We start from the raw sequence: 13,124 nt of genomic DNA, 5'->3' as shown, positions 1-13,124 counted from the left end.
CATTCACTCCTCGTTAGTAAGTATACCGGATTGTTTTTCTGGATACCACGGATTTAAATGAATTAACACTTCGTCCACATCTTCGTTTTCTTCCATTAATAAATTCCGTAATTTACTGGAGATCATATGTCCTTCCTGAATGGTTAAATTACCAGACACGCCGATGCGAATATCGACTAACACATAGTGACCATGCTCACGCGCGCGCAAACGATCGATTCGTTTAACTTCAGGAAGCGACCGTATAGTCTTTTCAAATGTAGCAAGCCTCTCTTCGCTGACACTTTTCTCCATTAGAATATCAATACTTTCTTTGCCGATTTCCATTGCGATACGGAATACAAGAATAGAAACGATAATACCCGCAATTGGATCGCCGTAAGCGAGCATAGGGATCATGAACGCATCACCGATTAACGCAAGTCCAATACCGACTACAGCTGCAAGCGAAGCGTAGACATCAGCTAAATGATCATAGGCTGTCGCAATCAATCCTTTGCTGTTTTCTCTTTTACCCACACGCATCGTATAGATATATAATACATACTTCCAAATAAGAGAGACGACCGCAGTGAGTAAAGCAATTTTACTGGCAGTAGCCGGGTCTTCAAATAAAGCCATTACTGCCTCAAACGCGATGTAAATAGAAGCTAAACCTAAAATGATTGCTACGATGCTCGAGCCGATCACTTCTGCTTTCCCATGTCCATACGGGTGATCGTCATCGGCTGGACGTTTAGAAATTTGCATGGAAGTTAACGCAGCAGCAGAAGCAACAACATCTCCCGCATTGTGAAAACCGTCTGCCAGTAAGACGGGACTTCGAAAAAAGAAACCAACGATTAGTTTTACTACAGTTAATACGACGTTGCTTACTAAACTAATCCAAATCGCAACGATAGAAGATTTTGAGTGATTTTGAGTACGTGTTGTCATAAAATTTTTCCTCCTCTACTAGTGTTTCCTTTAAGCAACAAAAAAACCTCGCCAGTTGCAGGCAAGGTTTGGAAATTTTTTAATGGTTGGGTCGTGACAAAGTTTCTCATGGTCATCACTCATTCATTTGTAATGTATATAGTATCCCATGAATAGAACAATGATGCAACTAGATACCCTGTTTCTCAAAGTAGAAAATTTAGAAAAACTGTGTCAAAATATAAGAATAGAGTCGTTGCGAAAAAAGAATGACGCTAAATTTATGCATAGTGACGAGTAAAAATACAGTTCGAGAGGTTGGATGAATGATGAAACTTTGGGGTGGACGTTTTAGCAGTAAAGCAGATGAAATCATGGAGAAGTTCAATAGTTCTCTTCCAGTGGATTATCGTTTATTCCGTGAAGATATTGCCGGAAGTATTGCGCATGTAACGATGCAAGTTCATTGTGATTTATTAACTCCAGAAGAAGGAGAAACATTAGTTAATGGACTCCAGTCTATTTTAGCGGATATCGAGACTGGCGACTTGAAAATAGAAGGAAATTATGAAGATATTCATTCATTCGTCGAAATGAATTTGACAAAACGAGTAGGAGAAACAGGCAAGAAGCTACATACTGCACGTAGTCGTAATGACCAGGTTGCTGTTGATATGAGACAATATGCAAGAAACCAGGCAGCTGTCGTCATGGATGCGTTACAGACGTTGATTGACTCTTTAGAAGCGAAGGGGAAAGCGAATAATGTCATCATGCCGGGCTATACCCATCTGCAACGTGCGCAAGTTGTTACTTTTGGTCATCATTTAGGAGCCTATGCTCAAATGTTCATGCGTGATAAAAAGCGCGTTCAGCATGCTGTTGAAATTCTGAATGAAAATCCGCTTGGATGCGGTGCGTTAGCTGGAACGACTCATGCTATTGAACGCGAAGTTACGACAGCACTGCTCGGTTTTGATAAGCCGGTAGATAATTTTCTCGATGGTGTGAGTGATCGTGACTATTTACTCGAGTTACTGTCGGATTTTTCGTTGATCATGATGCATATGAGTCGTTTAAGTGAAGAATTAATTTTATGGAGTAGCCAGGAATTTCGTTTTGTAACAATTTCGGATGCTTATTCTACAGGCAGCAGTATTATGCCACAGAAGAAAAATCCTGACGCTGCGGAGTTGATTAGAGGAAAAACAGGTCGTGTGTATGGTTCTTTATTCGCTTTATTAACGACACTTAAAGGACTGCCTCTTACATACAACAAAGATATGCAAGAAGACAAAGAGCAATTTTTCAACGGTCTTGATACCGTCCTAGATTGCCTGGAAATAATGTCTAAAATGATTGATACGTTAACAGTCAATGCTGATCAAATGAAAGCTGCAATTAAAGGTGGTTTTCTGAATGCGACAGAAGTAGCGGACTATCTCGTAGCTAAAGGCACACCATTCCGAGATGCGCATGAGATTGTAGGGAAAATCATCATTTATTGTGAAAAAGAAAATCGTGCAATTGAAGATTTAACAGTTGAAGAACTTCAAAATTTCAGTAGTTCGATTGCAAATGATATTTACGACTATATTGATTACGAAGCGATTATTACAAAAGGAAATAAAGGTTTAATGAAAAAGTAAGCTCGACCACATATTTTTTCACTTCGAATTATACGAAAAAGCCTGCATATTGTTTGCAGGCTTTTTTATATTTCATTGTACACGAGGTTTTCCCTGTACTGATGCTACGGTAAATCCAATAAAACCAAATACGAGTGCTGGTACAGCCCAGCCAATACCTTGTTCGTATAAGGGAAAGAACTCCAAGATATCTGTAACCGGTCCCAGATCAACGTTAAACGCCTTCAGCATATCGAAAAAACCAATAAGTCCTGCAGCACTTAAACCGTATATATAGACTTCATGATAGCCTTTAAACAGACGGTGGAATAAGCTGAACGAAATTAACACAATGGCTAATGGGTAGACTCCAACCAATACAGGGAGCATAATCGCAAGTAACTTTGTCAGTCCAACATTTGAAATAATCGTTGTAAATGTACAAATGATCAATACAAATAGTTTATAAGAAATTTTCGGAACGATTGTAGTTAAATATGTAGCACTGGCCGAAGTCAATCCAATGGCGGTTGTCAAACACGCGAGCGTTACAGCTATACCGAGTAAATACAAGCCGCTATTACCTAATAGGGCATATGCAAGCTTTGCTAAAATAACTCCGCCATTCGTCGAACCTTCTGCTACTGCGCGGCTTGTCGAACCTAAGTATGCGAGTCCTGCATATACTGCGCTTAATCCAATTACTGCAATTGATCCTGCTTTCACTGTAATAGACGTAATTTCTTTTTTATCAGTAATTCCTTTTAACTTCACAGCATTGATGACGATAATCGCGAATACTAATGCAGCAATTGCATCCATCGTGCCATACCCTTCAATAAACCCTTTGGCAAAAAAGTTTTCCGTAAACGGTTCAAGTGGAGGGCCAGCCTCACCTATAGGGTTTATCAATCCGATGACGATAAATAGTGTTACGATTGCAAGCAAAACTGGTGTTAAGATGCTGCCAAAGCGATCTACAATTTTATTCGGTTTCAATGAAAGCCACACAGTGATGCTAAAGAAAAGCACTGAGAAAATAGCAAGCACTAGTGTTTGAAGAGAGCTAGACACAAAAGGCGATACAGCAATTTCATAAGCCACAGTCGCTGTCCGTGGCAGGCCGAAGAAAGGTCCGATCGCCAAATAAACGATTAGTGGAAAAATCATTGCGAATAAAGGAGAGGCTTTTCCGGCCAAATCATTTAGCTGCACACCACTCATCGTTACTGCAATCACGCCGAGGTAAGGTAATCCGACACCGGTAATCAAAAATCCGACAAGGGTGATCCATGTCTCGACACCTGCCAGTTGTCCAAGTAATGGAGGGAAGATCATGTTACCCGCACCGAAAAATAGGGCAAACATAGTAAGCCCTAATTTTAGCGTGTCGAATTTGGTAAATCTATTCATGTAAAAGGCCTCCTGAAGTACTCTAAGAAGTGTATGTATTTTGATAACTTGCAATATATCTAGCTACCAAGCATAGTGTTGCCGTAATACTATATGATAAGTAATAATGTTCTGTCAAGTTTATATGGATATGTTCTTAGCGAGGAAGAGTGGGATAGTGCAAGACTACCTGGAACCGTTTCTGAATGTTGAAGGTGATCGATTCATTTTAGTCACTGCGGTGCTGGCGGATGGCTCCCGCAAAGAGCCAGAGTGGAAGATCGCCTCTCTGTCTCTTTGCTTCGCCTACCGCTTGCGAGGCGCCTTCGTTTAGTGAGGGTAGGTACAAATCGTAGTTCGTTGTAGTTTGTGAGAGATTTGGGCTAGTGCAGGACTACTTAGTGTCGTTTCTGAATGTTGAAGGTGATTGGTTCGTTGTAGTCACTGCGGTGCTGGCGGATGGCTCCCGCAAAGAGCCAGAGTGGAAGATCGCCTCTCTGTCTCTTTGCTTCGCCTACCGCTTGCGAGGCGCCTTCGTTTAGTGAGGGTAGGTACAAATCGTAGTTCGTTGTAGTTTGTGAGAGATTTGGGCTAGTGCAGGACTACTTAGTGTCGTTTCTGAATGTTGAAGGTGATTGGTTCGTTGTAGTCACTGCGGCGCTGGCGGATGGCTCCCGCAAAGAGCCAGAGTGGAAGATCGCCTCTCTGTCTCGTCGCTTCTCCTACCACTTGCGAGGCGCCTTCGTTTAGTGAGGGTAGGTACAAATCGTAGTTCGTTGTAGTTTGTGAGAGATTTGGGCTAGTGCAGGACTACTTAGTGTCGTTTCTGAATGTTGAAGGTGATTGGTTCGTTGTAGTCACTGCGGCGCTGGCGGATGGCTCCCGCAAAGAGCCAGAGTGGAAGATCGCCTCTCTGTCTCGTCGCTTCTCCTACCACTTGCGAGGCGCCTTCGTTTAGTGAGGGTAGGTATAAATCGTAGTTCGTTGTAGTTTGTGAGAGATTTGGGCTAGTGCAGGACTACTTAGTGTCGTTTCTGAATGTTGAAGGTGATTGGTTCGTTGTAGTCACTGCGGTGCTGGCGGATGGCTCCCGCAAAGAGCCAGAGTGGAAGATCGCCTCTCTGTCTCTTTGCTTCGCCTACCGCTTGCGAGGCGCCTTCGTTTAGTGAGGGTAGGTACAAATCGTAGTTCGTTGTAGTTTGTGAGAGATTTGGGCTAGTGCAGGACTACTTAGTGTCGTTTCTGAATGTTGAAGGTGATTGGTTCGTTGTAGTCACTGCGGTGCTGGCGGATGGCTCCCGCAAAGAGCCAGAGTGGAAGATCGCCTCTCTGTCTCGTCGCTTCTCCTACCACTTGCGAGGCGCCTTCGTTTAGTGAGGGTAGGTACAAATCGTAGTTCGTTGTAGTTTGTGAGAGATTTGGGCTAGTGCAGGACTACTTAGTGTCGTTTCTGAATGTTGAAGGTGATTGGTTCGTTGTAGTCACTGCGGCGCTGGCGGATGGCTCCCGCAAAGAGCCAGAGTGGAAGATCGCCTCTCTGTCTCGTCGCTTCGCCTACCACTTGCGAGGCGCCTTCGTTTAGTGAGGGTAGGTATAAATCGTAGTTCGTTGTAGTTTGTGAGAGATTTGGGCTAGTGTAGGACTACGTGGTGTCGTTTCTGAATGTTGAAGGTGATTGGTTCATGGTAGTCACTGCGGCGCTGGCGGATGGCTCCCGCAAAGAGCCAGAGTGGAAGATCGCCTCTCTGTCTCTTTGCTTCGCCTACCGCTTGTAAGGCGCCTTCGTTTAGTAAGAGCAGGTACAAATCGTAGTTCACTGTAGCCGATAACTATCTTTTTACTTAATATGGTTACAACACTTTATAACCCATCCGCACTAGCGAAGAAGCAACTGCGGGGTCAGCCGAAGCTATGAGACAACTAGCAGCGCTTTCCTGCTAGCTGGCTCATAGCGAAAGGCAATCCCCCACGCGCCTGAGCGACTACCGAAAGCTGAACCCTCACCAACTCCAGAACCGAAAAAAGAGTCGCGTCACGTCCCAACACAAACTGCTTTCAAAAAGTAAAGAAACTACGACAATTAACCTGTCTATACTAGCGAAAGGCAATCCCCCACGCGTCCGAGCGGCAACAGAAAGCAGAACCCTCACTAAATCTAGAACCCCAAACAAAGTCGCGTCGCGTAGCGTCCCAACACAACAAAGTAACCAAATAACTCCTACCAAACAAAAAACTGTTCAAAAGACCATCTCAGCCGGCCTCCTGAACAGTATAAATCAACCAGTTATCCCATAATATGATAACCAGCATCGACGTAAATCACTTCACCTGTCACACCGCTAGACAAACTACTCAACATCGCAACCGTCATATCAGACACTTCATCAGGTGTCACGTTACGCTTTAATGGTGCACGCTCTTCAATTTTACTTAAAATCGTATTAAATGAAGGAACTCCTTTTGCAGACAGCGTTCGCACTGCGCCAGCAGAAATAGCATTGACGCGAATATTTTGTTCACCCAGCTCAGAAGCCAAGTAGCGTACAGATGCCTCAAGCGCAGCCTTTGCAACCCCCATCACGTTATAACCTTCCAGCACACGTTCAGCGCCTAAATAACTCATCGTAATAATTGCGCCGCCCTCGGTCATATAATGACGTGCTTCACGAGCTGCTGCAATTAATGAATACGAACTAGAATCTTGGGCAAACGCATACCCTTCACGAGTCGTTTCAACAAACGGGTTATGCAAATCTTGTTGATGAGCGAAGGCGATAGAGTGGACTACTCCATGAATGACACCGACTTGCTCACCAATCTCTTTAAATGCCTGCGCGATACTTTCATCACTATTGACATCACACTGTACGATTTGCGTAGCCTGTAATTCGTTTTTATTTAACGCTTTTTCCAATTTTTCACGAGAACGATCTTTCCGATACGTAAAAATCACATTTGCTCCTACAGAAAATAATGCTTTGGCAACGCCCCATCCAATACTACGTTCATTCGCGACACCCATAATCACGATATTTTTACCTGATAATTTCAATAAATCTACCATAATAGCCTCCTGATATTCAATAAGATACTTTTTCATGTATGACTCTTCATAATAGTACCATATTGTGTGATCGAATATGTAGCTTTTCTATAGAGAAAGGGATCTTGTATGAATAGACTGTTAATAAATAAAAATACAGTTGACTTTATAATTATACATAAGTATACTTATCACTAATGAATAATGAGGTGATGACGTTGAAGGTTGGAATCGTAGGAGCGTCCGGGTATGGTGGCCTTGAGTTAATTCGATTGTTGCATAACCACCCGGAAATTAAACAAATTGATTTATTCACATCCTCTGAAGTGGGAACTATTTTTTCGGAAAAATATCCGCATCTCGTGAATATTCACGATCAATCGATGTATGAAATAGCAGAAGAACATATAAGTTCACTAGATACAGTGTTTTTTAGCACCCCGGCAGGTGTAACTACTTCGTTGCTTCCTCCGCTAGTGGGGACGGGACCTAAATTGATAGACCTTGCGGGAGACTTTAGATTAAAAGATCCTTCCATATATGAGCAGTGGTATCAAAAGGATGCACCCGCTGCACAATATCTTGAGAAAAGTGTCTATGGATTGCCAGAATGGAATAAAAAACAAATTCAAGAAGCTGAATTCATTGCAAATCCAGGCTGTTATCCAACTGCAGTCTTACTATCGTTGTTGCCACTACTGAGGAACCAGTTGATTGATGGCAGTCAGCTAGTGATCGATGCGAAAAGCGGTATATCGGGAGCGGGAAATAAACCGAGCCAAGCAACGCATTTCAGTGAGACGAATGAAAATTTCTCTATTTATAAAATACACCAACACCAGCATATACCTGAAATTGAACAGGCGATGAACATGTTTGCGAACCATGCAGAGCCGATTACGTTTACTACACATCTTGTGCCGATGACGAGAGGAATCATGGCTACTAGTTACGCAAAAGTAAATGGTCAGATAACAGAACAACAGCTAGTAAATTGTCTGAAAGAAACGTATAAAGACCACCCATTTGTACGTGTCGTAACAGATGTGCAAAAAATGGGTACGAAACAAGTCTACGGCTCTAATTATTGCGACATTCATGTCAAAGTAGATCCAAGAACGAATCGGGCCACGATTGTTTCTGTTATTGACAATGTAGTAAAAGGGGCAGCCGGACAAGCGATACAAAATATGAATATTCAATATGGTTTGGATGAAACGACTGGTATTGCAAATATTCCGTTATTCATCTAATCTACTAGCAGAGCATACAAGAATTGAGGGGAGCACTATTATGGAAACCATCGAAAGCATGAAGCGCATCTCGCGTAAAAATATTATCTCACCAAAAGGTTTTAAGGCGGTCGGCATTCACTGCGGACTAAAACATAAGAAGAATGATCTGGCTTTATTAGTCAGCGAAGTGCCGGCAAGTGTTGCGGGTGTCTTCACAACGAATGCGATCCAGGCGGCTCCGCTTAGTGTCACGAAAAAAGTAGTCTATGAAACAAAGAAGATGCAAGCAATCATTATTAACTCCGGGAATGCCAATGCATGTACAGGGAAGCAAGGTATGGAAGACGCGTTTACTATGCAACAAAAGACAGCAGACCATTTAGGAATTGATCAAAGTCTCGTAGGTGTCGCTTCAACAGGAGTCATTGGGGAACAGATGAAAATGGAGCCTTTGCTTACAGGTATTCAAAAACTAAAGCCAATGGACACATTAGAAGGTTCCATCCAATTCTCGCAAGCGATCTTGACGACAGATACTGTGACAAAAAATACAGCGTATGCTACAGTCGTGGATGATCGTGAAGTAGTCATTGCAGGAGTTGCAAAAGGTTCAGGTATGATCGAGCCGAACATGGCGACAATGCTTGGATTTATAACGACAGATGCAAATATTGAATCTGAGCATTTACAACAAGCATTAAAGGGAATTACAGATGTGACATTTAACTCCATTACAGTGGATGGTGATACATCTACTAACGACATGGTACTCGTAATGGCAAATGGTTTAGCAGGAAACAAAACGTTAACTCCTGATCATCCGGATTGGCAGTCTTTCGTTAATTCATTGCATGCGGTAGCACAAGACTTGGCGAAAATGATCGCAAAAGATGGTGAAGGCGCTACAAAATTAATCGAAACGACAGTAACAGGTGCAGTTTCGAACGAAGAAGCACGTAAAATTGCTAAATCTGTCGTTGGATCACCACTTGTAAAAACAGCTGTATTTGGATGTGATGCGAACTGGGGGAGAATCATCGCAGCTGTAGGATATAGCGGGGCAACAATCGATCCTGAGGCTATCAAAATCTATATTGGTAATACGCTCGTCGTGGATGCAGGGGAACCAATTCCGTTTTCAGAAGAGAAATTACTAATCTATTTAAAACAACATGAAGTGAAGTTTTTAGTTGAACTCAATCAGGGAACTGGTAAAGGAACAGCATGGGGGTGCGATCTGACTTATGACTACGTCCAAATCAATGCAACCTACCGTACGTAAACGGCAGGTAATCAAACTAGGCGGCAGTATGCTTGACGAATTAAGTGAATCATTTTTTAATCGGGTAAAAGAATTGCAACAACAAGGTGTTCAATTAATCATTGTTCATGGCGGAGGTCCGAATATTAATCAGGAATTAGCAGACCGTGGGATTACTTCATCTGTAGTCAATGGATTTCGCGTTACGTCTGCTGAAGCTATTAGTGTAGTTCAATCTATTTTAATTGGTCAAGTCAATCCTTCGCTCGTTCATCGATTTAATCGTGAAGGCGTAAAAACGATCGGTCTTAGTGGATTTGATGCCAACCTATTTACTTGTGATCTATTAGATTTTGAAACATATGGCTATGTAGGTGAAATTACGCATGTTCAAACAGACATTCTTGACACATTGCTGGATGCAAATATCATACCAGTAGTCTCTTGTATTGGTGCGACAATAGAAGGCGAACCACTAAATGTCAACGCTGATACAGTAGCGAGTCATATTGCATTAGCTGTAGCAGCGGAAAGTCTACTTCTTGTAACGGATACACCAGGAATTAAAATAAAAGATGTTCCACAAGCACAAGTCGTAACAACTGACATTAATCATTGGATTGAAACGGAAGATATTTATGGTGGAATGATTCCTAAAGTACAAGCGGCTATCGATTGTTTGAAAGCGGGTATTCCTTCTGTACAAATTGTCGGTCAGCAACTTACTGGAACAGTTATTACCAATGAGGGGGCAATCGTGTGACTTCTTTGTTTAACAACTATGCGAGACGTGCAATTCACCTTGTCAAAGGACAAGGTACGATCGTAACAGACGATTCAGGCAAAGACTACTTGGACTTTACGAGTGGTATAGCAGTTGTTAGTTTAGGTCATGCACATCCTGCTATCGTCAGTGCGTTACAGCAGCAAAGTGAAAAACTGTGGCATGTCTCAAATTTATTCGCAAGTCCTGAACAAGAGAAATTAGCTGAATCGTTAACGAAAAACACTGATCTTGCCTATGCACTATTTTGTAATAGTGGTGCCGAAGCAAATGAGGCAGCTATTAAACTGGCAAGAAAACATTCAGGTAAACACCACATCTTAACATTCAAGCAATCTTTTCACGGTAGAACATTCGGGGCAATGGCGGCGACAGGGCAAGAGAAGATTCAAGAAGGATTCGGTCCAATGCTTCAAAGTTTCGAAGCTTTACCTTTTAATGACATCGATGCATTAAAAAATGCTGCTAATGAAAATGTTGCAGCAATTATGCTAGAAGTGATTCAGGCAGAAGGTGGAGTGAATTCTATTGAGCCTGCATTTGCACAGACCGTAATGGATGTCTGTCAACAATTCGGTATTTTACTAATAATTGACGAAGTACAAACAGGCATTGGTCGAACAGGAACGCGCTATGCTTACGAGCAAACAGTATTAAAACCAGATATTATTTCATTAGCTAAAGGTTTGGGTGGGGGCTTTCCAATTGGGGCGATCCTCGCGGGTGAAGGATTATTTGAAACATTTGGACCTGGTTCTCACGGTACAACATTCGGTGGAAATCCACTTGCGGTTGCTGTGGCGCAAACAGTAATTGACCATATATTTGAAGCGGATTTTTTAGAAAATGTGCAAAAACAATCAGCTTATTTAAAAGCACAACTCCAAGAAGTTTTGCCTGCCGATAAATTTTCACTTCGTGGTAACGGTCTATTAGTAGGGATTCATACAAATGAACAAGTCGGTCCGATCATTCAAGAAGCAGAACAGCAAGGCTTATTAGTAGTGCCAGCTGGGACAAATGTTATCCGACTATTGCCTCCACTGACCGTTTCAACCGATGAGATTGATCAAGCAGTAGCTATACTAAAAAAAATCTTACTTTGATAAAGACTTGAATTAAAGCAGACTGTGAGCTGCTATTCAGTAAGAAAGAATTCTCTTATTTCAAGAGAATTCTTTTTTTGCTTCTATACAATGAATCATACTAAAGGGTATAGTGGGTCTAAGGAAATTTAATAGAATGGAAGTGTTTTATAGATGAAAAAAGTATTTAGTCTAGTATGGGCTATCCTATTTGTTATGGCTGTATGGCCAAGTCATTCATCCGCAGCTGTATTTCAAGACGTCAGCGATGAGCATACGTCAGCTGCTGAAATACGGTACTTAGTGCAAAAAGGAATTATTTCTGAGAAAAAAAATGAAAAGTTTCGAGTGAATGAGCCGATTACTCGTTTAGAAGCCTCAGAAATGATCCAGCGCGCTTTGAAGTTGCCTATGACTAATAGACCAGATGCTAAACTGGCAGACGTTAAGACTTCCCATCCTCACTACTCGCTAATCGCAACTATGGTCGATGAAGGGATCTTTATGGGAAATGCCAATAAAGAATTTCTTCCAAACAGTTATTTAAAACGTGGACAAATGGCTGCAGTCTTTGTTCGGGCATTCGATTTAACAGGCACATCCACTTACCGATTCCGCGATGTACCCGCATCTTATTGGGCATTACAAGATATTCAGACATTAGCTGTCCGATCTATTACAACGGGCTATTTGGACAATACATTTAAACCCAATGCCTCCTTAACGAGAGGACATTTCGCAACATTTCTCGCACGTATTCTGGAATCGGATTTTAGAGAAACACCAGCATGTTATATAGGAGATAACCAAGCGCAGCAGGTTGTCAATGTACCTGTTACAACCTTATGGAAACAGCCGGGACTTCAAAGAACGGTAGATGCCTTTTCAACAGCAAAAACTCCGGATATTACGAAATGGATAGCTGTAATGAACGTAAAAGAAAAGCAATGGCTAGTTGGCAAGCTTGAGACACAAGCGCTCTATGGCCAAACGGTAAAGATATTACAGACAGCAGGCGAATGGGTTCAAGTAGCCGTAATCGATCAACATTCACCGAAACATAAAGAAGGCTATCCTGGCTGGTTGCCGAAAAATCATTTAACTACTGTTTATCCAAACTATACAACGTGCGACAATGCGATGATAACGGAAAGAACTGCTAAACTGACAAATGATCCGAAAGGTGAAAAGCTGTTTCGCACGATCAGTTTCAATACGACATTACCGATTGTAGGAGAAAAGGCAGGCCGTTTCGCAGTACAAACTCCATCAGACGGTGTGAAATATATTGATAAATCTGTAGCGAAACGTGTTGATTTCAAAAAAGGCATTAAAAAACCAACCACTCATGAAATACTTGAAACTGCAAAAATCTTCGATGGTCTGTCTTATCTTTGGGCGGGTACTTCAGGATTTGGACTAGATTGTTCAGGTTTCACATATTCTGTCTATCGCCACCACGGCATTGACTTGCCACGCGATGCATCCGTGCAAGCTACTTCAGGCATCAAAGTAGTAAAAAATGATTTACGGCCAGGTGATTTACTATTCTTTGCGTACAATAAAGGAAAAGGAACTGTCCATCATGTAGGAATGTACGTTGGCAAAGGTCAAATGATCCACGCGCCTAATCCGAAGCGCACCGTTGAAATTATTCCAATGACAACAGAACCTTATAACACAGAATATGCAGGGGCTAGAAGATTCCTTAACTGATTGAGAGTAGGGAAGTACGATACATTTGCACGTTACTATCGAGCAATCTATTATAAAACAAAGGT

The 13,124-nt window shown here is 42.0% G+C and carries 9 protein-coding genes; 6 read left to right on the top strand and 3 right to left on the bottom strand.

Going from position 1 to position 13,124, the window contains the following annotated elements; genetic code table 11:
• Positions 1-3 precede the first annotated feature (3 nt).
• Positions 4-936, bottom strand: a complete 933-nt coding sequence (locus tag DV702_RS07595) for a cation diffusion facilitator family transporter (RefSeq protein ID WP_114924231.1) — start codon at positions 934-936, stop codon at positions 4-6.
• A gap of 305 nt (positions 937-1,241) precedes the next feature.
• On the opposite strand from DV702_RS07595, the gene argH reads away from it, so the two are divergent.
• The gene (argH, locus tag DV702_RS07590; protein WP_205407230.1) at positions 1,242-2,564 is read left to right on the top strand and encodes an argininosuccinate lyase; all 1,323 of its coding nucleotides are present in this window, start codon (positions 1,242-1,244) and stop codon (positions 2,562-2,564) included.
• Positions 2,565-2,636: 72 nt separating this feature from the next.
• Here argH and brnQ read toward each other — a convergent pair whose 3' ends face one another.
• Both brnQ and DV702_RS07580 read right to left on the bottom strand, forming a co-directional pair.
• On the bottom strand, positions 2,637-3,956 hold the full coding sequence (gene brnQ / locus DV702_RS07585; RefSeq protein ID WP_114924230.1) for a branched-chain amino acid transport system II carrier protein: 1,320 nt from the start codon (positions 3,954-3,956) through the stop codon (positions 2,637-2,639).
• Positions 3,957-6,219: 2,263 nt separating this feature from the next.
• A complete protein-coding gene (locus DV702_RS07580; protein WP_114924229.1) occupies positions 6,220-6,999 on the bottom strand; it encodes an enoyl-ACP reductase FabI in 780 nt (259 codons plus the stop codon).
• A gap of 197 nt (positions 7,000-7,196) precedes the next feature.
• On the opposite strand from DV702_RS07580, the gene argC reads away from it, so the two are divergent.
• The 5 genes from argC to DV702_RS07555 all read left to right on the top strand — a co-directional run bounded on the left by argC (position 7,197) and on the right by DV702_RS07555 (position 13,059).
• The gene (gene argC / locus DV702_RS07575; RefSeq protein ID WP_205407229.1) at positions 7,197-8,231 is read left to right on the top strand and encodes an N-acetyl-gamma-glutamyl-phosphate reductase; all 1,035 of its coding nucleotides are present in this window, start codon (positions 7,197-7,199) and stop codon (positions 8,229-8,231) included.
• 40 nt (positions 8,232-8,271) lie between these two features.
• Positions 8,272-9,495, top strand: a complete 1,224-nt coding sequence (gene argJ / locus DV702_RS07570) for a bifunctional ornithine acetyltransferase/N-acetylglutamate synthase (RefSeq protein WP_205407228.1) — start codon at positions 8,272-8,274, stop codon at positions 9,493-9,495.
• Positions 9,458-10,237: an acetylglutamate kinase gene (gene argB / locus DV702_RS07565; RefSeq protein WP_114924227.1), complete on the top strand. Its 780-nt coding sequence runs from the start codon at positions 9,458-9,460 to the stop codon at positions 10,235-10,237. Before argJ ends, argB begins: the two co-directional genes overlap by 38 nt.
• Positions 10,234-11,364, top strand: a complete 1,131-nt coding sequence (locus DV702_RS07560; RefSeq protein WP_114924226.1) for an acetylornithine transaminase — start codon at positions 10,234-10,236, stop codon at positions 11,362-11,364. Before argB ends, DV702_RS07560 begins: the two co-directional genes overlap by 4 nt.
• A gap of 153 nt (positions 11,365-11,517) precedes the next feature.
• Entirely contained in the window at positions 11,518-13,059 is a 1,542-nt protein-coding gene (locus DV702_RS07555; RefSeq protein ID WP_114924225.1) for an S-layer homology domain-containing protein, read from the top strand.
• Positions 13,060-13,124: the final 65 nt, after the last annotated feature.

This window comes from Sporosarcina sp. PTS2304, from assembly GCF_003351785.1.
GTDB lineage: Bacteria > Bacillota > Bacilli > Bacillales_A > Planococcaceae > Sporosarcina.
The sequence above is the reverse complement of the archived record's forward strand: the minus strand, read 5'-3'. Positions and strand labels throughout refer to the sequence as shown.

Excerpts from the sequence above, each read along its gene's own strand:
- brnQ (WP_114924230.1), bottom strand. The coding sequence starts at position 3,956 with ATGAATAGATTTACCAAATTCGACACGCTAAAATTAGGGCTTACTATG.
- argB (WP_114924227.1), top strand. The coding sequence starts at position 9,458 with ATGACTACGTCCAAATCAATGCAACCTACCGTACGTAAACGGCAGGTA.
- argJ (WP_205407228.1), top strand. The coding sequence starts at position 8,272 with ATGGAAACCATCGAAAGCATGAAGCGCATCTCGCGTAAAAATATTATC.
- argH (WP_205407230.1), top strand. The coding sequence starts at position 1,242 with ATGATGAAACTTTGGGGTGGACGTTTTAGCAGTAAAGCAGATGAAATC.
- DV702_RS07595 (WP_114924231.1), bottom strand. The coding sequence starts at position 936 with ATGACAACACGTACTCAAAATCACTCAAAATCTTCTATCGTTGCGATT.
- DV702_RS07580 (WP_114924229.1), bottom strand. The coding sequence starts at position 6,999 with ATGGTAGATTTATTGAAATTATCAGGTAAAAATATCGTGATTATGGGT.
- DV702_RS07555 (WP_114924225.1), top strand. The coding sequence starts at position 11,518 with ATGAAAAAAGTATTTAGTCTAGTATGGGCTATCCTATTTGTTATGGCT.